The organism is Amycolatopsis sp. NPDC004625, from assembly GCF_040609695.1.
Classification (GTDB): domain Bacteria; phylum Actinomycetota; class Actinomycetes; order Mycobacteriales; family Pseudonocardiaceae; genus Amycolatopsis.
Genome location: NZ_JBEXKX010000019.1, coordinates 1 through 20,475, shown reverse-complemented (window position 1 = coordinate 20,475; position 20,475 = coordinate 1). Strand labels below are relative to the sequence as shown.

At 72.5% G+C, this 20,475-nt stretch carries 16 protein-coding genes and 1 riboswitch; of the genes, 4 read left to right on the top strand and 12 right to left on the bottom strand.

What is annotated here, in order from left to right; all coding sequences use genetic code 11:
• Positions 1-11: 11 nt before the first annotated feature.
• Complete coding sequence (locus ABZW17_RS22535; RefSeq protein ID WP_354817291.1) at positions 12-3,902, bottom strand: glycoside hydrolase family 2 TIM barrel-domain containing protein; 3,891 nt, start codon at positions 3,900-3,902, stop codon at positions 12-14.
• Positions 3,903-4,057: 155 nt separating this feature from the next.
• The gene (locus ABZW17_RS22530) at positions 4,058-4,639 is read right to left on the bottom strand and encodes a DM13 domain-containing protein (protein ID WP_354817288.1); all 582 of its coding nucleotides are present in this window, start codon (positions 4,637-4,639) and stop codon (positions 4,058-4,060) included.
• A 193-nt stretch (positions 4,640-4,832) separates the two neighbouring features.
• Here ABZW17_RS22530 and ABZW17_RS22525 point away from each other — a divergent pair, with 193 nt between their 5' ends.
• Together ABZW17_RS22525 and ABZW17_RS22520 are read left to right on the top strand one after the other, a co-directional pair.
• A complete protein-coding gene (locus tag ABZW17_RS22525; RefSeq protein WP_354817285.1) occupies positions 4,833-5,282 on the top strand; it encodes an SRPBCC family protein in 450 nt (149 codons plus the stop codon).
• Positions 5,283-5,419: 137 nt separating this feature from the next.
• A complete protein-coding gene (locus tag ABZW17_RS22520) occupies positions 5,420-5,902 on the top strand; it encodes a peptidase inhibitor family I36 protein (protein WP_354817282.1) in 483 nt (160 codons plus the stop codon).
• Between the two features lie 65 nt (positions 5,903-5,967).
• Here the strand turns inward: ABZW17_RS22520 and metE are convergent, their stop codons facing one another.
• From metE to ABZW17_RS22500, 4 genes are all read right to left on the bottom strand, one after another.
• Positions 5,968-8,256: a 5-methyltetrahydropteroyltriglutamate--homocysteine S-methyltransferase gene (gene metE / locus ABZW17_RS22515; RefSeq protein WP_354817279.1), complete on the bottom strand. Its 2,289-nt coding sequence runs from the start codon at positions 8,254-8,256 to the stop codon at positions 5,968-5,970.
• A 116-nt stretch (positions 8,257-8,372) separates the two neighbouring features.
• A riboswitch (cobalamin riboswitch) is annotated at positions 8,373-8,589 on the bottom strand.
• A gap of 59 nt (positions 8,590-8,648) precedes the next feature.
• Positions 8,649-9,812, bottom strand: coding sequence for a hypothetical protein (locus tag ABZW17_RS22510; RefSeq protein ID WP_354817276.1), 1,164 nt, complete (start codon positions 9,810-9,812; stop codon positions 8,649-8,651).
• A 63-nt stretch (positions 9,813-9,875) separates the two neighbouring features.
• Complete coding sequence (locus tag ABZW17_RS22505; protein ID WP_354817273.1) at positions 9,876-10,442, bottom strand: RICIN domain-containing protein; 567 nt, start codon at positions 10,440-10,442, stop codon at positions 9,876-9,878.
• Between the two features lie 80 nt (positions 10,443-10,522).
• Positions 10,523-12,739 (bottom strand): tetratricopeptide repeat protein, encoded by a 2,217-nt coding sequence (locus ABZW17_RS22500; RefSeq protein WP_354817270.1) that lies wholly within the window; start codon positions 12,737-12,739, stop codon positions 10,523-10,525.
• A 205-nt stretch (positions 12,740-12,944) separates the two neighbouring features.
• Here ABZW17_RS22500 and ABZW17_RS22495 point away from each other — a divergent pair, with 205 nt between their 5' ends.
• Both ABZW17_RS22495 and ABZW17_RS22490 read left to right on the top strand, forming a co-directional pair.
• Complete coding sequence (locus ABZW17_RS22495; RefSeq protein ID WP_354817267.1) at positions 12,945-13,358, top strand: nitroreductase/quinone reductase family protein; 414 nt, start codon at positions 12,945-12,947, stop codon at positions 13,356-13,358.
• 78 nt (positions 13,359-13,436) lie between these two features.
• A complete protein-coding gene (locus ABZW17_RS22490) occupies positions 13,437-14,402 on the top strand; it encodes a LysR family transcriptional regulator (protein WP_354817264.1) in 966 nt (321 codons plus the stop codon).
• A 2-nt stretch (positions 14,403-14,404) separates the two neighbouring features.
• Here ABZW17_RS22490 and ABZW17_RS22485 read toward each other — a convergent pair whose 3' ends face one another.
• The 6 genes from ABZW17_RS22485 to ABZW17_RS22460 all read right to left on the bottom strand — a co-directional run bounded on the left by ABZW17_RS22485 (position 14,405) and on the right by ABZW17_RS22460 (position 20,365).
• Positions 14,405-15,259: a carbohydrate-binding protein gene (locus ABZW17_RS22485; RefSeq protein WP_354817261.1), complete on the bottom strand. Its 855-nt coding sequence runs from the start codon at positions 15,257-15,259 to the stop codon at positions 14,405-14,407.
• Between the two features lie 184 nt (positions 15,260-15,443).
• Positions 15,444-16,157 carry an alpha/beta fold hydrolase gene (locus tag ABZW17_RS22480; RefSeq protein WP_354817258.1) on the bottom strand — a complete coding sequence of 238 codons (714 nt, stop codon included), beginning with the start codon at positions 16,155-16,157 and terminating at the stop codon, positions 15,444-15,446.
• A 24-nt stretch (positions 16,158-16,181) separates the two neighbouring features.
• Positions 16,182-16,772: a TetR/AcrR family transcriptional regulator gene (locus ABZW17_RS22475; protein ID WP_354817255.1), complete on the bottom strand. Its 591-nt coding sequence runs from the start codon at positions 16,770-16,772 to the stop codon at positions 16,182-16,184.
• A gap of 16 nt (positions 16,773-16,788) precedes the next feature.
• The gene (locus ABZW17_RS22470; RefSeq protein WP_354817252.1) at positions 16,789-17,610 is read right to left on the bottom strand and encodes an ABC transporter ATP-binding protein; all 822 of its coding nucleotides are present in this window, start codon (positions 17,608-17,610) and stop codon (positions 16,789-16,791) included.
• Positions 17,607-19,427, bottom strand: coding sequence for a dipeptide/oligopeptide/nickel ABC transporter permease/ATP-binding protein (locus tag ABZW17_RS22465; protein ID WP_354817249.1), 1,821 nt, complete (start codon positions 19,425-19,427; stop codon positions 17,607-17,609). Before ABZW17_RS22465 ends, ABZW17_RS22470 begins: the two co-directional genes overlap by 4 nt.
• Positions 19,424-20,365, bottom strand: coding sequence for an ABC transporter permease (locus tag ABZW17_RS22460; RefSeq protein ID WP_354817246.1), 942 nt, complete (start codon positions 20,363-20,365; stop codon positions 19,424-19,426). The genes ABZW17_RS22465 and ABZW17_RS22460 overlap by 4 nt, the downstream gene beginning before the upstream one ends.
• Positions 20,366-20,475 lie beyond the last annotated feature (110 nt).

The window sequence follows — 20,475 nt, the reverse complement described above, 5'->3', positions numbered from 1 at the left end:
GCGCGACCGGGCTACGACGGAGCCGTCGGCCTCCGGGACAACTCCATGGCCTGGTCCCGGCGCGGGAGCGGGCGCAGCCGGTAGGTGCAGCGGTGGTCCCGGTCGGCGAACAGCTTGTACTCGTCGTGCGTCTGCGCGCCCCAGCTGTCGTCGCCGCCCACCCCCATCTGGCGGTGGTTCAGCCGGAGCACGACTTCGCGGCGTGGCGTGAGCTGGTAGTCGTGGCGTGCTCCGCTCGACAGGTCCTCCGGCGTGAAGTGCGACGCGTTGAACTCCAGCAACGGTGCCCCGCTGGCGAGGAGACCGGCACCCCGCCGGTTCGTCAGCGCGACCCAGCGCACGTCCGTCTTGTTGCCGTTCTCCTGGGGCCGGATGTAGCCGGTCCACTGCCGGGCCACGGTCGAGGTGTACACGCCCACGTCCGAGCCGGTGTTGCGGTCCCAGTGGTTTTCCTCGGGCCCGCGGCCGTAGTAGTCCAGCGTGTCGAGTTCGCCGGGCAGGAAGAGGATGGTCCCGACTTCGGGCAGGTACGGCAGATCGGGTGCGCCGGGGTGCACCGTCTGGTCCACTTCGAGCTCGCCGTTGCCGAACACCGTGTACGTCGTGGTGTAGGTGGAGGTGACCGCCGTCGGCAGGGTTCCGCGGACCGTGACGACCACCGCCCGGCCGGCCGTCACCGTGACGTCCGTGACGTGCCGGTCGGCGCCCGCGTACCGCCAGGTGGCGTTGCGGCCCGGCTGGCCGTTGCCGATGTCGTTGTCGGTGGGCGCGCGCCAGAAGTTCGGCACCGGCCCGGAGGTGACGAGCCGGACGCCGCCGGCTTCGTAGGACGTGATCAGCCCGGTGTCCTTGGCGATCGACACCGTGAACCCCGCGCCCGCGATCTCGACGCTCCGGCCGGTGTCGTGCGCGGTGGCCGCCGGTACCCGGGCGAGCGGCACCGGCACGACGGCGGGGCTGCCGAAGTCCACCGGCAGCTGCTGCTTGGCCACCTCGAACCCGCGTTCGGCCCAGATCGTGGGTGTCCTGGTGGTGAAGGAGAACCGGAGGAAGTACTCCCCCGCCGGGCGAGGGGGCCGGCGCACCGGCACCGTGATCGTCCGGCTCGATCGCGGCGGGACGTCGAGCTGGGCGGGGGTGAGCCGGCCGCGCTGCACGACCTTGCCGTCGTTCACCAGCTCCCAGGCACCGTCGTGGGCATCGACGTTGGTGAACAGGTTTTCGTTGGTGATCGTGACCTGCCCGGCGGCCGGACCGGCGCCGGCGGAGACGGTGATCGCCTGGTAGACGTGCTTGACCTCGATGGCCTTCCCGCTGATCCGGCGGTCGGCGGTGACGATGCCGTTGGCGCAGAAGTTGCCGTCGTTGGGGTTGTCGCCCCAGTCACCGCCGTAGGACAGGTACGTCCGCTCGGCCGGCTGCTCTTCGGCGTAGCCGGCCGTGGCGGCGTCGAACCAGAACCGGACGGCCGGGTCCTGCGGGGTCCGGTCGGCGGCGAGTTCGGCCGCGGTGAGGGCCCGCGCGTAGCCGCGGGCGACCCGGATCCGGCCGCTGAAGACCCGTTCGGGGTGCTCGTGGTCGGTGCCGAGCGCGAGCCGGGCGGCGGTGCTGTCCGGGACGCGGTCGGTGTCCGTGCGGGCCACGGCATTTCCGTCGATGTACAGCGTCACCGTCTTCGCGTCGTGGTCGAGAACGCCGGCGACGTGGTGCTCGCGCCCCACCCAGTCCGCCGGCAGCGGTGCGGTGGCCGAAATCCAGGAACCGGCGTACACGAAGAATTCGAGGTTGTTCTCGCTCTGCTTGAGCGAGTACTGGTGGTCGCCCTTGGCGATGATCGGCTGGTGGCCGCCGACGGACCCGGCGGTGATCCGGGCTTCGAGCGTCAACGACCCGGTCAGGTCGAGGCTGCGCGCGGGCGCGAAGACCGCGGCGCCGGCCAGCCCCTGCCCGGCGGTGAAGGTCGCGCCCGGCGCCAGTTCCGCGGTGAGGGCGGCGGGGCCGGTCTCGGTGAGCAGCTTGCGCTCCGGCGTCGGCCAGTACAGGCCCTGGTCGACGAAGTCCCAGACGAACCCGCCCTGCAGCACCGGGTGCGCGCGGATGACGTCCCAGAACTCCTTGAAGTTCCCGGTGGAGTTCCCCATCGAGTGCGCGTACTCGATCATCACGTAGGGCCGGGTGTCCGCGGTGTCGAGAGCCCGCTTCTCGAGCGCGGCCGGGGTCGGGTACATCTGCGACCGGATGTCGCTGACCCCCGGCCGGTCGTCGCCCTCGTACTGGATCACGCGGGTCGTGTCGTACGACCGGATCCAGTCGTACATCGCCGAAAAGTTGCTGCCCGAGCCCGCTTCGTTGCCGAGCGACCAGATCACGACGCTCGGGTGGTTCTTGTCGCGGTGCACCATCGCCTTCGCGCGGGCGAGCACCGCGTCCGTCCACTCCGGATTCGAGCCCGGGAAGCGGTCCCGGACGCCGTGCGTCTCCAGGTTCGCCTCGTCGACGAGGTAGAGCCCGTACTCGTCGGCCAGCTCGTACCAGGCGGGATCGTTGGGGTAGTGGGACGTGCGGACGGCGTTGATGTTGAGCCGCTTGATCAGCCGGATGTCCTCGACGAGGTCGGCGCGGGTGAGCGCGCCGCCGCGGACCGGGTGCTCTTCGTGCCGGTTGGTGCCGCGCAGGCTGACCGGCTGCCCGTTGATCCGCATCAGCCCGCCGGTGAGCGCGAACTCCCGGAACCCGACGCGCGCGGACAGCGTCTCGAGGGGGTTCCCGGCGGGATCGCGCAGCACGAGCACCGCGGTGTAGAGGTTCGGCTGTTCCGCCGACCAGAGCTTCGGCGCGCGAACACCCTGGGCCCCGTGGACGGTGACGTCCTGCCCGGCCGGTGCCGAGCCGAGACCGGCCTGCTGCCGCAGCGGTTGCGGCCACACGGGCCGCCGGTCGGCGTCGTACAGCTGGGTTTCGACGGTGTAGGTGCGGTTGTCCGCGACGCCGTAGTTGCGGACGCTCGCGGTGACGGCGAGGTCGGCGTTCGCGTAGCCGTCGCGCAGTTTCGGGTCGAGCCGGAAGTCGCGCAGGTGCACGACCGGGGTGGAGAACAGGTGGACGGACCGGAAGATGCCGGCCAGCCGGATCATGTCCTGGTCTTCCAGCCAGTCGCCGTCCGGGAAGCGGTGGACCTCGACGGCGACCTGGTTGGTTCCCGGCCGGAGGTGGTCGGTGACGTCGAACTCCGCGGGCGTGCGCGAGTCCTCGCGGTAGCCCAGCAGGGTGCCGTTGACCCACACGTAGAACGCCGACTTGACGCCGGCGAAGTGCAGGAACGTCCGCCGGCCGGACCACGCGGCCGGCACCTGGAAGGTCCGGCGGTACTGGCCGACGGGGTTGAACTTCGTCGGCGCGAACGGCGGCTGCGCGTTCTCGTTCTGCCCGTTCGCGCCCCACCAGGGGTAGGTGATGTTGACGTAGATCGGGAAGTCGTAGCCGTGCAGCTGCCAGTTCGACGGGACCGGGATGGTGGCCCAGGAGCTGTCGTCGACGTCTTCGCGGTGGAAATCGGGATCCCGCGCGTCGGGCCGGTCGGCGTGGCGGAACTTCCAGTCGCCGTCGAGGCTCTGCCGGAACGGCGAGCGGGTGCGGTCACCGGCGAGCGCCTGCCCCAGGTCGGCGTAGGGCATGAGGGTGGCGTGCGGCGGTTCGCTGCCGACGTCGAAGATCCCGATGTTGCCGTTCCACTCGGGAAGCCCGTTGGGCGGCGCGGACCGGTCCCGCGTGGCGGCCGCCGCCGGGCAGGCCAGCGATGAGAGTGTCGCCGGCAAGGCCAGTGTGCTGAGCAAGGCGGCGCCGCCGCCCAAGAAGGTGCGACGGCTGAGCGCGCGACGGTGCTCGGACGGTTGCTGCGGCATCGTGAACCACCCCGTTCTTCGACGCGCAGAACGTTACCTACCCACCACCCGAAGTCAACAGTCTTTCGCATAGTCAAACGGATGATCTGTTGGTTTCTGTGGGTCTGTGAGCGATCACCGGAATGGCGGAGTGACGACCGGGCCGTCCTCGGCGGTCACGCGGCCGGGCGGGTCAGTTCCGCCGCGCCGAACGACACGTCGAAGCGGTCGCACCACAGGCTCACGCTCGGGTAGCCGGCCAGGTCGGTGCCCGCGGGGAGCTCGTAGTTCTGGTTGCCCCGGTTGCCCTTGAGCTTGCCCGCGTCGAGGTGCTTGCCGTCGTCGAAGACGCCCCAGCCGTCCTTGCCCGGTTTCACCGGCGCGTCGGTGAGCCAGACGTGCACGTCGGGGCCGCTGCTGGTGGCCAGGTTCTCCAGGCGCAGCACCAGCGATCCGCCGGGGCCGCGCAGGACCCGGACCGTGCCGGTGGTGCGGTGCTCGTGGCTGATCAGGGTGCCGGTCGCCACCTCGGCGGGCAGCGTCGGCGTCGGCGTCGGCGTCGGAACCGGAGCCGCCGACACCGGCTGCGCGGTCGAAGCCGCCGGGGCAGCAGCAGCCGGGAGGCTTTCGTTCACCGTCTCGTCCACCCACAGCTGCCACGGCTGGAACCAGTACAGGCCCGCGGCGACCGCGGTCAGGCTCGCCACCAGCACGCCGGCGAACCAGGGCCGGGTGCGCAGACGTCGCGCGCGGTTCATGTCGTTCTCCTTCGTCGTCCACCGTCGCCGTAGTCAACCGGACAAACCACCCAGTCGAGCCCCCGCCGCCGGTTACCGATCTCTTACCGGCTGCCCGGCGGTCCGGGGCCGCCGAACCGGCGCGCAGGCTTGCGTTCGCGCCGGGCTCCCGCGGCCGGTAGCGTGCCGGGCATTCCCCCGGCCGGAGGCGGGCATGGTTGTCGACGTGCAGACCGAAACGGTGATCGGCCTTCCCCGCGACCTGGTGGCCGGGTACACGATCGATCCCTCCCACGCGCCCGAGTGGTACGCCAACATCGAGTCGGTGGAGTGGGAGACTCCCGCGCCGCTGAGCGTGGGCTCCCGGCTGGCGTTCGTCGCGCGGTTCCTGGGGCGCCGGCTCGCCTACACCTACGAGATCGTCGCCCTCGTCCCCGGCGAACGCCTGACCATGCGCACCGCCCAAGGCCCGTTTCCGATGGAGACGACCTACACCTTCGCCGACCACGGGACCGCCGCCACCCGCGTGACGTTGCGCAACCGCGGCGAGCCGAAGGGCTTTTCCGCGATCAGCGCGCCGCTGATCGCCAGGGCGATGCGGCGGGCCAACACCAAGGACCTCGCCGCCCTCAAGGCCCTCCTCGAACAACCCCACCGGGCGTGATCACCCGGCCGGCCGAGGAATGCCTCGGTCTCGGCCGGGCTGGCAACAAGCGCTTCGACCAGGTTCGAAAGACCCTTCCGGCGGGTGGTGGCCTCGGCATACTCCACGTCCCACACGTCGACCCCAAAGGGGGAAAGATGAGAAACGCACAACGGACGATCGCCACGCTGGTGGTGGTTTTCGGAGCCCTGATCGGCCTGGTCACCACCGCCACCGCGGGCACCGCCGCCGTCGACACGGCCGCGGCCCGGCCCGCCGCGACGAGCTCGGCGCAGACGCCCGGCCGCGGCTTCGCGCTGCTGGCGCTGGACTGCCCGTCGGGCGACCTCTGCGTCTGGCCGGTCACCGACGGCAGCCGCAACCGCTGCAGCTGGGTGAACAGCGACAACGACTGGTGGAACTCGCCGGTCGTGTGCAGCTGGTCGTCCAGCCAGACGGTGAAAGCCATCAACAACCGGGGCACCAGCTCGAGCTTCAGCGGCGTCTGCCTGTACGCCAACGCGAACTACACGCACTGGCTGTACTACGTACCGCAGGGCCAGTCGTACGTGCCCGGCCCCCAGTACATCGTCCGGTCCCACCGCTGGGTGAGTTCCGGCAACCAGTGCTTCAACTCCTAGTCCGCAGTTCCCGCACCGAGCGGTCGACCGCGGCGGGCGAAAAGCCCGCCGCGGCGAAACGCTCGTCAGGCGCGCGCCCGCACCGCGGCCTCGACCAGGTTGGCCAGCGTCGCCCGGACCTCCGGGTAGCCGCGGGTCTTCAGGCCGCAGTCCGGGTTGACCCACAGCCGATCCGCCGGGAACGCCTCGACGGCGGTGCGCAGGTGCGCGGCGATCTCCTCGACCGGCGGCACGCGCGGCGAGTGGATGTCCCAGACACCCGGCCCGACCTCGTTCGGGTACCCGGCCCGCGCCAGGTCGGCGACGATCACCATGGTCGACCGGGCCGCCTCCAGGCTGATCACGTCGGCGTCCATGTCGACGATCGCCTGCAGGACGTCCCCGAATTCGGCGTAGCACATGTGCGTGTGGACCTGGGTGTCGTCGCGCACCCCCGCCGTCGACAGCCGGAACGACGCCACGGCCCGGTCCAGGTACGCCGCCCGGTCGGCGGTGCGCAGCGGCAGCGTCTCCCGCAGCGCGGGCTCGTCCACCTGGATCACCGCGATCCCCGCCGCCTCCAGGTCCACGACTTCGTCGCGCAACGCGAGCGCGACCTGGCGGGCGGTGTCGCCCTCGGGCTGGTCGTCGCGCACGAACGACCACGCGAGCATCGTGACCGGCCCGGTCAGCATGCCCTTGACCGGCTTTCCGGTCAGGCTCTGCGCGTAGGTGGCCCACTCGACGGTCATCGGCTCGGGCCGTGCGACGTCCCCGACGATCAGCGGCGGCCGCACGTACCGGGTGCCGTAGGACTGGACCCAGCCGTGCTCGGTGGCCAGGAACCCGGTCAGCTGCTCGCCGAAGTACTGGACCATGTCGTTGCGCTCGGGCTCGCCGTGCACGAGGACGTCCAGCCCTAGCCGCTCCTGCTCGGCGATGACCGCGCGGACTTCGGCCCGCATCGCCTCGCGGTAGGCGGTTTCGTCGAGCTTGCCCGCCCGCAGCGCCGCACGCGCTTTCCGCAGCTCGGCGGTCTGCGGGAACGACCCGATCGTCGTGGTCGGCAGCTCCGGCAGGTGCAGCCGCTCCTGCTGCGCCGGACGCCGCCTGCCGTACGGGCTGACGCGGCGCAGGTCGGCGTCGGTGACCGCGGCAACCCGCTCCCGCACCGCAGGCACCTTCACGATCGGCGACGCCGCCCGTGACGCCAGCCGCTCGGCGTTGACCCGCAACGCGTCTTCGACGGCGGAGCGGTCCTCGGTCAGGCCGCGGCGCAGCGTGACGATCTCGGCGAGCTTCTGCCGGGCGAACGACAGCCAGCCGGCGATCTCCGGGTCGAGGCCGGATTCCAGGGTGACGTCGTAGGGCACGTGCAGCAGCGAACAGGACGCGGCGACGTCCACCGAACCGGCCAGGCCGAGCAAGGTACCCAGCGTCGAAAGCGCGGCGGTCAGGTCGGCGGCCCAGATGTTGCGGCCGTCGACGACACCCGCGACCAGGCGCTTGTCCGGGATCCCGCCGGCGCGCGCGAGGCCGTCGAGATTGGCGGCGGCGTGGCCGGTGAAGTCGATCGCCAGTCCCTCGACCGGGGACTTCGCCAGCACGGGCAAGGCGTCGCCGAGCCGGTCGAAGTAGGACGCGACCAGGATCTTCGGCCGCGCGGTCGCCGCCGCCAGGGTCGCGTAGGTTTCGGTGACCACGGCCAGGACGTCGGCCGGCTGGTCGGTGACCAGTGCGGGCTCGTCGAGCTGGACCCATTCGGCGCCGGCCTCGTGCAGCTGCCGCAGCAGGTCGACGTAGCACGGGACGACCTGGTCGAGCAGGTCCAGCGGCCGGAAGCCGGGGGTGCCGGTCGGGTCCTTGGCCAGCAGCAGGAACGTGACCGGGCCGACGAGCACCGGCCGGGTCGTCACGCCCTGCTCGAGCGCCTCGGCGAACTCCTCCAGCGGCTTGCCCGGGTCCAGGGTGAAGCGGGTGTCCGGGCCGAGTTCGGGCACCAGGTAGTGGTAGTTCGTGTCGAACCACTTCGTCATCTCCAGCGGCGGCGCGTCCGCGGTGCCGCGGGCCATGGCGAAGTAGCGGTCCAGCTCGTTCGTTTCCCCGCGGTGCCGCTCGGGGATCGCGCCCAGCAGCACACAGGTGTCCAAAACGTGGTCGTAGCACGAGAAGTAGTTGCTCGGGTCGTCGTCGACGCCGGCGTCACGCAGCTCCGCCAGGTTCCGCAGCCGCAGCTCACGGGCCGTGCCGAGCAGCGCGCCGGCGTCGATCCGGCCCTTCCAGCAGGCCTCGACGGCCTTCTTGAGTTCCCGGTCGGCGCCCTGGCGGGGGTAGCCGTACACGGTGGCGCGGCCGGTCGGGGATTTCGAAGTCACGGGGGCTCTCCTTCGCGAGTCCGCGTGGACCCCGAGGGAGCGCACGGCAAACCGCGACCCGTGACGGGTCGTGATCCGGCGTGACCTGCCCGCGAGGTCGCAGCCAGCACCCCACGGTCGCGGGGTGCGCAGCCGGCAGGTCTTCGGACTCGTGGGCGTTCCGGCGCGTGCGCCGGGTTCCTACTGGCCGTCGCTTCCCGAGCCGGGTGGCTCAGTGCTCGTCCCTCGAAGGACTGACGGCGGTCGTTCCCACTCACCGCTGCGGGGCAGTCCCGGATTCCCACCGGGTTCCCTCTTGCCTCGGTCACCGCCACCTGCGCGCGGAGACCGAACCAGCTGCACCCCGGACTCTAGCGGCTCGCGCCGGAGAGTTCCGCACCCCTTGCCGACGATCACCCGAGGTCGCGCAGGTACACGTTGGGCGTCCACATGTCGGTGCCGGTGGCGAAGTTGGTGGCGACGGACTGGAACGCGACGTGCTTGCCGTCGGCCGAGATCGACGGCATCGCCGAGTCTCCGTTGCCCTCCACGCCGTTCCCGGCGACGCTGGCCCGGGTCGTGGTCGCGGTGTCGCGGTCACGGACGAACACGTCGCCGGCGCTGTTGCGGTCGAACGGCACGAGCCGCCACGCGAAGGAGCCGAACGCCGTGTACCGGCCGTCGGCCGAGATCGACGGCCGGACGCCGGGCGTGGTGCCGTCGCCGTCCTGGCCGCCCGGATAAAGGACGTTCAGCCGGGTGACCGCCGACGTCTGCCGGTCGACGAGGAAGTCGTCGATCCTGCCGTTGGTGTCCCCCGGATTCGGCAGCAGGTTCCACGCGGCCGACTGGTAGGCGACGTACCGCCCGTCGGCCGACATCGTGGCGAAGGTGCTGGCGCCCTGTCCCTGGTCACCGTGGGCGTTGACGCTCACCCGATCGGTCAGCCCGGTCAGCTTGTCGTGCACGAACACGTCGGTGGCCTGGTTCGTGTCGGAGCTCGTCAGGGTCGCGGCGTCGGATTCGAACGTGACGTAGCGGCCGTCGGCCGAGATCGACGGCAACCGGCTCGCGCCCCGGACCTCCGCGCCGCCCGGATCGACGCTGACGCGGACGGTGCGGTCGGTCTGCTGGTCGTACTCGAAGACGTCCTGGACGCGGTTCGTGTCGCCGGCGACGAGATTGCCGGCGAAGGAGTCGTAGGCGATGAACCGCCCGTCGGCCGAGATCGCCGGGTGGAGGCTGTCGTCGTTGCCCGGGGCGCCCAGCAGCCCGCCGCTGACCCGGCTCGTCCACCCGATCAGCCGGTCGTGGACGAACACGTCCCGGACCGTGTTGGTGTCGCCCGGAACCAGGTTCGTCGCGTCCGAAACGAACGCGACGTACCGGCCGTCGGCCGAAATGGACGGTGCCCAGCTGGCGCTGTTGCCCTCGGCTCCGTTGCGGTCGACGCTGACGCGGGTGGTCACCCCGGCCACCCGGTCCCGCACGAACACGTCGTCGACGCCGTTGGTGTCGCCGCCGACGAGATTGCGGGCCGCGGACCGGAAAGCCACGTACCGGCCGTCGGCGGACACCGACGGCTCCCCGCTGGCTCCGGTGCCCGCCTTGCCTTTCCTTGTTGTGAAGGAAACCGTGGTTCACCAGACCGGCTGGAACCGCTCGTTGACGAAGCTGTAGCAGGGGTTCTGCACCAACCGGCGGTAGTTGTCGGTGGTGATGCCGTCCACCGAAAGGCACAGGCCGCTGTTCACGTTCTGGAACTCCGCGACGCCGTTGTAGTAGTCCCAGCGCATCCGCCACTGCTGGTTCGTGCCGACGAGGCAGGTGTACTGGATGATCGGGTTCCCCTGGTTCGTCCCGTAGGCGTAGTCGTCCAGGCACTTGCCGGTGCGCACGTTCTGCACCCAGAACACGTCCGGGTCGTCCGTCGCCTGCCCCAGCCGCCACCGCTGGTTGTTGCCGTACGCGCAGGAAAGCTGGTCGACCGGGGCGAAGTCGTCGAGCCGTCCCTTGTCGACCTGCACGCATTTGGGGCCGCCGCCGGTCCAGCTGCCTTCGTTGGTCTGCCAGGCCACCACGTCGCCGCTCACCGGCGGGTAGATGGTCCGGTCGGCGTGGGCGGGCGCGGCACTGGTGAGCACGAGCGCGGCGGTCGCGAGCGGGACCAGCGCGGCGGTGCGGAGCACGCGAGGGAGCTGAGGCATGCGCGAACCCTAGGGATCACCAGCCGTCCGGCTCCAGGCGGAACCGGCGGAAAAGGCGGCAGAACCGGGCGGTTTCCCGATCAGCGGTCCGCGGCCATCGCCGGGTGTGCGCGGACGCGGGCCTGGTCCGGCAGGCCGAGGGGGAACGTCAGCGCCTCGCGGAACAGCCGGGCGGCGCCGGCGTGATCGCCGTCGGCGGCAGCCGTCTCGCCGAGGGCGAGCAGCGCGAGCCCGGTCGCCTGGGCGTGTTCGGCCCGCCGGGCCAGCTCCAGCGCGCGCTTGCCGGTGGTGGTGGCGTCGTCCCAGCGGGCCTGGCCGGCCTGCGACTGGGCCAGCAGGGCCAGCGCGAACGCCTCCGAGCCCGGTTCGCCGAGAGCGGCGAACGTGGCGGCGGCCTCGGCCAGCAGGGCGGCCGCGCCGGCGTGGTCGCCGGTGTCGTTGCGCACGGCGCCGAGGTTGAGCTGAGCCACCGCGATGCCGCGCCGGTCGCCCAGCTCGCGCTTGCGGCGCAGCGCGGCGGCGTGGTACTCGATCGCTTCGGCGAACGCGCCGCGGTCGTGCGCCAGCGCGCCCAGGTTGTTCAGCGCGATCGTCTCGCGGCGCGCGTCGCCCATGGTCCTGGCCTGGTCCAGCACGCCGGTGTACGCGGCCGCGGCGTCGTCGTACCGGCCGGCGAACTTGTGGGCGTTGCCGATCAGGGTCAGCGTCGCGGCCCGGCCGTCCGGGTCGGCGCCGAACGCCTCGGCGGCGGACGCGGCCAGCGCCAGCGCCGCCTCCGGGTCGCCGCTCTCGTTGGCGGTGACCGCGGCGCCGTGCCACGCCCACGCCCGGGCCTGCTCGGTGCGCGCGGCACCGGCGGCTCCGGTGAGCATCCGCCGTCCCTCGGCGAACCGGCCCCGGGCAACGTAGTGCTTGGTCAGCGCGCGCACGGTTTCCCCGCACAGCAGGGCCGGCGCGGCGTCGACGGCCTGCTGGATCGCGGCCCGCACGTTGTCCTGCTCACCGCCCAGCCGGGGATCGCCGTCGCGGACCAGGCGCAGGAAGTGCCCGGCGTGCGCGTCGCGATCGGCCGCTCCGGTGAGCTGGTCCTCGACGACCTCGCGGATGGTGTCCAGCATGCCGATCCGCGGGTTGCCGGCGCGTTCGGTGACGGTGACCAGGCTGTGCGCGGCCAGCGTCGCCAGCGAATGCGGCGGTGCGCCCAGCACGGCCTCGACGTCGGCCGGGTCGGCGCCGCCGGAGAACGCGCCCAGCAGGCCGAACAGCCGCCGGTCGGGGTCGGTGAGCCCGCGCGTGCTCCATTCGACCGTGCGGCGCAGGCTCACGTGCCGGTCGGCCAGGTCCACCGCGTCGCCGTGCAGGTCGCGAACCTGCGCGAGCACCTGGGCCGGCCCCTGGGTCCGCAGCCGCGCGGCGGCCAGCTCCAGTGCGAGCGGCAGGCCGTCGAGACGGCGGCACAGCGCCGCGACCGCGACGGCGTTCTCCGCGGTGAGCGCGAACCCGGGCCGGACCGCGGCGGTGCGTTCGACCAGCAGCCGGACGGCCGCGTTGCCGGCCAGGCCGGCCGGATCGTCACTGTCCGGAGTGGACAGTGGAGCCAGCGGCCAGAGGTGTTCCCCCCGCAACCGCACCGGCGACCGGCTGGTCACCAGGACGGTCAGCCCGGGGCACCCGGCCAGCAGCGTCGCGACGGTGGTGGCCGCCGCGGCCACGTGCTCGAAGCTGTCGAGCACGAGCAACCACTGCCCGTCGCCGATGAGCGCGGCCGGATCGGGCGTCCCCAGCGACTCGGCCAGCGCCTGCGGCACGTCATCGGCGTCCCGAAGGGCGCTGAGGTCGAGGCCGTGCACGGATTCGAACCGGCTCGCCGCCCGCCAGCCGACCTCGAGCGCAAGGCGGGTCTTGCCGACCCCACCGGTCCCGGTGATCGTGACCAGCCGCACCGCGGGATCCTGAACCAGCCGCAGCACCGCGGCAAGGTCACCGGCCCGCCCGACGATCGAGGTGACCGGCGCGGGCAAGGCGGGCCGCACGACGGCCCGCCTACGCCGAGTGTCTGGCGGCGGCGCGGTCCGGGCGCTGCGGGCAAACGCCTCCTGCTCCTCCGGCGTCAGGCCCAGCGCCCCGATGAGCGCCCGCAGGGTTTCACGCTGCGGACGCCGGGTGGCGCCCCGTTCGATCTCCCCGATCGCGCGAACGCTGACCCCGCTCAGCTCCGCCAGCTGCTCCTGCGAGAGCCCGCGGCTGCTCCGCAGCCCTGCCAGCATGTCGGCCAACGCCATCTGCCCCCGGTGCACCGCCACATAGTAAGGACGGCTGCGGAAGCGCCACGGTTCGCTTCCCGGACTCGTCGCGGCGCGAGCTTGGAGGGCACGCCGACCGAGCGCGACGGAGCGGCGCTGAGTAGAGCCGTCTCGAAAGTCGCCGGGGGGCGGCGTTGTCGAGGCGGACCATGCGGTCACGGGATATCGTGGCCGCACGTCCGGACGACAGGGGGAAGCCGTGCCCGATTTCGATGAGATCAACGCCAAGGTGATCGACGAGTACCGTGCGAACGGTGGCGAGCTGAGCGGTGGCTTCGCCGGCGAGACCTTGATCCTGGTCCACCACTTCGGGGCCCGATCGGGCACCGAACGCGTCTCGCCACTGGCCTGCTACGCCGAAGGCCCGCGCCTGTTCGTCTTCGCGAGCAAGGCGGGCCTGCCGGAGAACCCCGCCTGGTACCACAACTTGATGGCGCACCCCGACGTCACCGTGGAGTTCGGCGACGAAACCTTCCCGGTGCGCGCCGTGGAGATCACGGGGGCCGAACGGGACGAGATCTACGCGAAGAACGTCGAACAGCGCCCGCAGTTCGGCGAGTACCAGGCCAACGTGGACCGGCTCATCCCGGTCGTCGAGCTGGTGCGTCGCTGACCGCACCGCCCGCATCCGAGCAGGACCGCCCGACTCGAGTCGGATGTCCCCGGTGATCAAGCCGCCTAAACTGGGCCTGTGGAGCTGGAACTGCGCCACCTGCGCGCGCTCGTGGCCGTCGCCGATGCGCGGAGTCTCAGCCGGGCGGCTCGGCTTCTCCACGTCTCGCAGCCCGCCCTCTCGGGGCTGCTGCGCCGGGTCGAACGGACCGTCGGTGGGGCTCTGTTCGTCCGGTCGCCCAGCGGGTGCGTGCCCACGCGGCTCGGTGCCGACGTCGTGGCCGATGCGCGGGGTGTGCTGGCCGGGGTGTCCGCGCTGACCGAGCGGATCGGGGAACGGCGGGCGCCCGCCGGGCCCGTGCGCGTCGGCGGGTACTGCGGTTTCCTGCACCTCTCCGTGTCGCATTGGCTGCAGGACCGGCCGTGGAGCCACGGGGTCAGCGTGCACGAGGACCCGGACGAGACCGCCACGCTCGCCCAGCTCGCCGCCGGCGGGCTGGACCTCGCACTGGTCTACCTGCCGCCGCTGCCCGGTTCCGTGATCCCCGACGGCGTCGAAACGCTGGTGGTGCACCCCCGGGAGCCGGTTTTCGTCATCCTCTCCCCCGACCACCCGCTGGCCGGGACGCGCGCGGTGCCGTTCGCCGGCCTCGGTGAACACCCGTGGGCCGACGACCCGCCGGGCACCACGCGGTGGTCGGCGTACCTGCAGCGGGTGTGCCGCAGCCGCGGTGTGGCCCTCGACCAGCCGCACCGGCCGCAGTGCCTGGCGACGCTGCTGGACCTCGTCGGCGCCGGCATGGCCGTCGCACCCGCGCTGGCGACGCGCCGGGACCGGCCCGGGACGATCGCCGTGCGGGCCATCGAAGGCGCACCCCTGTGGCAGGAGCTGCGGCTGTGCTACCGCCCGGGCACGCCGGTGGCGGCGCACGCCGAGGAGATCCACGCGGCCGTCGTCGCGAGCTACGCCGGCCGGCAGGGCTGCAGCGCCGCGTTCGACGCCTGGTGGCACGCGGGCGGCCGCGAGCTCCTGCCGGCCGGCTGAGCTCAGACCGTGACGCGCCAGGTGCTGTTCGGCGACGGCACGTCGAACCGCAGGGTCGAGCAGTCGTAGTCGGACGGACGCGGGTTCGCCGTCGGGCTCAGCGGCGAGTTCGACGGCGACGCGGCGGTCCAGCGCCCGCCGATCCGCAGCTGCAGCGAACTCGACTCGAACACCGCGCCGCGCGCGTCCGAGCAGTAGTAGGCGTTGCCGGTGGCGGGATTGCGGGTCGCGTAGAGCTCGAAGATGTCCCAGCCCTCGTTCAGCGAACTCTGGTCGCTGCCGCTCTGGCTGAACAGCTTGTCCCACGCGCCCGTCTTCACGTTGCGCAGCGACGCCGTCCAGCTGTTGCCCGACGGGCTGGTCCGGACCTCCTGGACGGTGTAGGCCGGGTGCCCGTCCACCGTGCTCGTGTAGGTGGCCAGGAAGGCGCTGTCGATCGGGACGACCTTCGCCGGCGACACCGAACGGCACCAGTCCCAGGCCCAGACCTGCGCGGCTTCGCCGAGCCCGTACGCGGTCACGACTTCGATGCACGAGTGTCCGGTGGGCTTCATCGTCGGGGCGTAGACGACGTCGTCGGTGTTGGAGAGCCGCAGGCCCGGCGTGATGCTCTGGGTCACGACCACACCGTCGGCGCCCGAGGACAGCTGGGGTTCCGGGCCCCAGAACGTGTGCCGCTGCGCCAGCGAATCCGCCTGGCGCAGCTGGCGGAACCGGTCGGCCATCGGCCCGGCCGCCGCTCGGGCGGCGGCGCCGGTGAGGCCGGGCACGGTGCCGCCCGGTGCCGCGGACACCGGGACGGCCACCGCGATCGTGGTCACGAAGGCACAGCAGAGAACGGCAAGCAGCTTCCGCATCGGCGCGTCTCCCTCGTCACGGGGCGGCCGGGTGCCCGCCCACGGGGATCCGGATGCTAGGACGCGCTTTCTGTTGTGCGGCACCGACTTTCGGCGGTTCGACGGCATCGCGGCCGGTCGGCGGGGGCATGACTTCCGCCGTCGCGAGGTGTTATGCCGCCGTTCGGCGCAGCGGTCAGCCCGGTCAGTTCAGGAGGAAGCCGAACACGGCCGTGCGCAGTTCGTCGGCCGCCAGGGCGCCCTGGTGGTCGCCGGGCACGTGCTGCAGCCGGGCGTCCGGGAGGCGGCCGGCCATCTTCTCAACGCCCGCTGCCATGGGGTCGGCCGCACCCGCGAGGAACAACGTCGGCACCTTCGGGACCGCGCCCGCCGGGTCGAACGGCTCCCGGCCCAGACCTTCCACGAGCCGTAACAGGGATTCCGCGTCCCCGGCCCGGACCAGCCCCGCGATCCCGGCCGTCAGCGGGTCCTCTGCCGCCCCCGTGCGGACCGCGGCCCGCAGCGCCGCCGGGTCGAGCGCGGCGAAGGGGTCCATCCCGCTCAGGCCGCCCAGCACCAGCCGGCGGACGGGCAGCACCTCATCGGCCGCCAGGCTCCACGCCAGCCGGGCGCCGAGGGAGTAGCCGACGACGTCGAGCTCGCCGGCGGGCACGGCGGCGGCCAGCCGGCGCAGCACCACCCCCGTCGTGACGTCCTCGACGGCCGCGACGGCGGGTCCGTCCCGGTGGCCCGGCAGGTGCACGACGAAGGTTTCGCGGCCGGCTTCGGCGAGCGGACCGGCCCACCGCGGCGCCGGCCAGTCGGCGGCACCGCTGGAGGCGAAGCCGTGCAGCAGCACGACAGGTGGGCCGACGGGCGCGCCGGACGACGGGGTGCGGGTGACGGGGAGAGCGTTCATTCTACAATCGTAGACGAAAAGGGCTCATTCGGTGATCCGCGCCAGCAACCCGTCGACGTAGGCGCGGTACCGGGCCACCAGCTCGCCCACCGGGTACATCAGGCTCGACACCGTGGCCCCGATGGTCACCGAGATGATCTCGTCCGCGAGCACGCCGACCGCGCGCGCGTTCGTCCGCTCGCCCTTGCCCCGCGCGGCCGCCAGCCGACGGCACAGCTCGGCCCGCCAGCTCGTCAGCAGCTCGCGGTACTGCGCCGCGAGACCGGGGTTGGCCACGGAGTGGTCCCACAGCGCCAGCAGCACGCGTCCGGCCGCGATCCGGTCCGGGGTCAGCGGCAGGGCACCTTCGACGAAGCCCCGCAGCGCTTCGACCGGCCCGAGCCCGGGGTCCAGGCCGGCCAGGAGCGCCTCGGTTTCCCGCAGCACGCTCTCGAACGTCGCCGCGATGATTTCGTCCTTGCTGGCGAAGTAGTGCTTGAGCGCGCCGTTGGCGAACCCGGCGGCGGTGACGATGCTGCGCATGGTCGCCGCCTCGAAGCCGCCTTCGATGATCAGCTTCTTGGCGACGGCCACGATTTCGCGGCGTCGTTCGTCGTGGTCGATGACCTTCGGCATGGCTACCGACTCTAGGTCATGCCGGCTCGCGCAGGCTGAGCCACGTGGCGCGGCGTTCGGCCTGGCGAGCCGGGTCAGCGACGGGGGACGCGAGCCGCAGGCGCTGCGTGTACGGGTGCTCCGGCACCTCGGTCACCGCGCGGGTCGGCCCCGTTTCCACGATCTTCCCCTGGTAAAGCACGCACACCCGGTGGCAGACCCGCCGCACGACGCCGAGGTCGTGCGAGACGAACAGGTAGGACACCCCGGTTTCGCGCTGCAGGTCGACGAACAGGTCGAGGATGGCCGCCTGGGTGGTCAGGTCCAGCGCGCTGACCGGCTCGTCGCAGACGACCAGGCGGGGCCGGCGCACCAGGGCCCGCGCGATCGCGACGCGCTGGCGCTGCCCGCCGGAGAACTCGCTCGGGTAGCGGTGCACCGCGCCGGCCGGCAGCCGCACGCGGTCGAGCATCGCGGCCACGACCGTGCGCGCCTCGGCGCGGGAGGTCCCCGCCACCACGAGCGGCTCGGCCAGCACCTCCCCGACGGTCATCGTCGGGTCCAGCGAGCCGTACGGGTCCTGGAACACGACCTGGACGTCGCCGGCCAGCCGGCGGCGGGCGGCGCCGCGCAGGTGCGTGATGTCCCGGCCGGCGAACGTGATCCGCCCGGCGGTGACCCCGGCGAGGCCGAGCACGGCCTTCCCGAGCGTCGACTTGCCCGAACCGCTCTCCCCGACCAGGCCGACGCACTCCCCCGGCCCGGCCGACAGCGAGACGCCGTCCAGTGCGCGGAAGGCGACCCCGCGGCGCAGCCGGTAGTCCACCACGAGGTCGTCGACCTCCAGCAGTGCGGTCATCGGGCGGCTTCCTCTCCGCGCACCCCGGCCGGGGAACACGCTTCGTCGAGTTCGTCGCGGCAAGGGGCGTCGTCCAGCGAGGCGCCGATCAGCTCCGCGGTGTAGGGGTTCTCCGGCCGGCGGAAGATCCGCTCGACCGGGCCGGTCTCCACGACCCGGCCGTCCTTCATGACGACGACGCGGTCGCAGATGTCGGCCACCACCCCGAAGTCGTGGGTCACGATCACCAGCGCCATCCCGTACTCGCGCTGCAGCTCGCGCAGCAGCTCGAGGACCTCCGCCTGGACCGTGACGTCGAGCGCGGTCGTCGGCTCGTCGGCGACCAGCAGCGACGGCCGTCCGGCGACCGCCCCGGCGATGAGCACGCGCTGGGCCATGCCGCCGGAGATCTGGTGCGGGTAGGCCTTCAGCACCCGGTCGGGGTCCTGGATCCCGACCCGCACGAGGACGTCCCGGGCCCGCTGCCGGGCCTGCGCCTTCGACAGCCCGTGCACCCGCCGCAGTGGCTCGGCGAGCTGGTGGCCGATCGGGTAGCACGGGTCGAGGTTGGTCATCGGCTCCTGCGGCACGTACCCGATCGCCCGGCCGAGCAGGGCGGCGCGCTCCTTCGGCGACCGGCGCCCGACCTCCTCGCCGCCGACCCAGATGCCGCCGGCGACCGCGGTGCCGCCGGCCGGGAGCAGGTCGAGCACGGAGAAGATGGTCTGCGTCTTGCCCGAGCCCGACTCGCCGACGATGCCCAGCACCTCGCCGGGGGCCGCGTCGAACGACACCCCGCGCACGACCTCGTCGACGCCGTCCCGGGTCGCGTACCCCACCCGGAGGTTTTCGACGCGCAGAGCGCTGTCCGCGACCTCGTGCACGTGCGTCCCGCTGGCCACGGCCTCGGGCAGAGCGGACGGGGCAGCGGCCAGCTCACGGCGGACGCGGGCGCGACGGCGGGCGGTCGGCAGCTCGACCCGGACGCTGACCAGGTCGGCGAGGGTCGACCCGATGAACGCCAGCGCGGCGATCGTCAGGCCGAGGGCGATCGAGGGCCAGAGCAGGATCAGCGGGTAGCTGAGCATGGTCTGGAAGCCGTCGTTCATCAGCTGGCCCCAGCTGGGCGTGGACGCCGAGCCGACGCCGAGGAACTGCAGCCCGGCCTGCAGGCCGATGGCGATCCCGGCGGTCAACGCCGTCTGCACGATGACCGGGGCGTACACCGCGCGCAGCATGTGCGTACGCAGGATGCGCACGGTCGTCACGCCGGACACGCGTGCGGCGTCGATGTAGGGCTCCCGGCCGACGGTCAGCGCTCGCGCCCGCGCGATCCGGTAGTGGCCGGGGGCGAGCAGCACGCCCAGGGTGACCATCAGGACCGCGAAGTTCTGGCCGGTGCCCGCGGCGACCACCAGGAGCACGATCATCACCGGCACCGACTGCAGCGCGTCGCTGAGCCAGGACGCGACCCGGTCGGTCACCCCGCCGAAGTAGCCCGCGGCGACCCCGGCGGGGACGCCGAGCACCACGCACGTGAGGCAGGTGATCAGGGCGCCGTAGAGCGTGGTCCGGGCGCCGTACAGCAGCCGGCTGAGGATGTCGCGGCCCGCGGAGTCGCCGCCGAGCGGATGCCCGTTGCCCGGGGTGGCGTGGGACAGCGCGAAGTCGAGGTGGTCGGGGTCGAACGGCGCCAGCCAGGGGGCGAGCACCGCGACCGCCACCACGATCGCGAACACGGCGAGGGCGGCCACCCCGAGCGGGCGGCGGAGGTAGCGCCGGCCCAGCGACACCCGCTTGACGGGGACCGGGCCGGCGGGGAGCGGAACGGCGGTCATCGCTGGCGCACCTTCGGGTTGACCCACCCGAGCACGAGGTCGAGCAGGAAGTTGACGATGACGACGAACACCACGGTCACGGCGGTCAGGCCGAGCAGCACCGGGATGTCGCCGATCTGGGACGCCGACTGCGTCAGGCTGCCGATGCCGGGCAGGTTGAACACGATCTCCACGACGATCGCGCCGCCGAGCAGCCCGACGAACAGCAACGCCAGCACGGTCAGCGCGGCCGGGGCGGCGTTGCGCAGCACGTGCGCGGTCACCCGGGCCTTCGACAGGCCGCGCGCCCGCAGGGTCCGGACGAAGTCCTGGCCGGCGACCTGCAGAAAGCTGTTGCGCAGCTGCTCGGCGATCAGCACGATCGCCCCGAGCGCCAGCGCGATCGCGGGCAGCGTGATCGACTGCAGCCAGCCGCCCACCGACTCCTCCGGCGAGACGTACCCGACCGCCGGGAACCACTTGAGCCGCAGCGCGAACCAGGTCACCAGCACCAGGCTGAGCCAGAACCCGGGCAGCGCGAACAGCACCACCGACGCCAGCTTGAGCACGCGGTCGCCGAGGCCGCCCGGGCGCAGCCCGCACGCCACGCCCGCAGCGACACCGACCACGGCGGCGAGCACGGTGGCGGCCACGACCACCGACAGCGTCACCGGCACGCGCAGCGCGATCTGGTCGCCGACCGGCTGGAAACTGCGCCACGACGTGCCGAAGTCGCCGGTGACGGCGTGGGAGAACCAGGTCCAGAACTGGGTCAGCAGCGGCTGGTCGTAGCCGATCTTGGCGCGCAGCGCCGCCTGCTGGGCGGGGGTCGCGCTGTTGCCGAGCAACCCGGCGGTCGGGTCGCCCACGGCGAGGTGCGCGAGGAAGAAGGTCCCGCTCGTGACCAGCACGAGCAGCAGGACCCCCGACGCCAGGCGCTTGAAGACGAAAGTCAGCATTTCCGGCTCCCTCGGCGGCGGGTCCGTCCGCTGTCGGCGGCCAAGGGCGTCACGGCGGTCACGTGCACCTGCCGACCCTACCCCGATCGGGCGGGAAAATTCCGCAGACT

Excerpts from the sequence above, each read along its gene's own strand:
- ABZW17_RS22485 (WP_354817261.1), bottom strand. The coding sequence starts at position 15,259 with ATGCGGAAGCTGCTTGCCGTTCTCTGCTGTGCCTTCGTGACCACGATC.
- ABZW17_RS22460 (WP_354817246.1), bottom strand. The coding sequence starts at position 20,365 with ATGCTGACTTTCGTCTTCAAGCGCCTGGCGTCGGGGGTCCTGCTGCTC.
- ABZW17_RS22465 (WP_354817249.1), bottom strand. The coding sequence starts at position 19,427 with ATGACCGCCGTTCCGCTCCCCGCCGGCCCGGTCCCCGTCAAGCGGGTG.
- ABZW17_RS22470 (WP_354817252.1), bottom strand. The coding sequence starts at position 17,610 with ATGACCGCACTGCTGGAGGTCGACGACCTCGTGGTGGACTACCGGCTG.
- ABZW17_RS22505 (WP_354817273.1), bottom strand. The coding sequence starts at position 10,442 with ATGCCTCAGCTCCCTCGCGTGCTCCGCACCGCCGCGCTGGTCCCGCTC.
- ABZW17_RS22480 (WP_354817258.1), bottom strand. The coding sequence starts at position 16,157 with ATGAACGCTCTCCCCGTCACCCGCACCCCGTCGTCCGGCGCGCCCGTC.
- ABZW17_RS22525 (WP_354817285.1), top strand. The coding sequence starts at position 4,833 with ATGGTTGTCGACGTGCAGACCGAAACGGTGATCGGCCTTCCCCGCGAC.
- ABZW17_RS22535 (WP_354817291.1), bottom strand. The coding sequence starts at position 3,902 with ATGCCGCAGCAACCGTCCGAGCACCGTCGCGCGCTCAGCCGTCGCACC.
- ABZW17_RS22520 (WP_354817282.1), top strand. The coding sequence starts at position 5,420 with ATGAGAAACGCACAACGGACGATCGCCACGCTGGTGGTGGTTTTCGGA.
- ABZW17_RS22475 (WP_354817255.1), bottom strand. The coding sequence starts at position 16,772 with ATGCCGAAGGTCATCGACCACGACGAACGACGCCGCGAAATCGTGGCC.
- ABZW17_RS22530 (WP_354817288.1), bottom strand. The coding sequence starts at position 4,639 with ATGAACCGCGCGCGACGTCTGCGCACCCGGCCCTGGTTCGCCGGCGTG.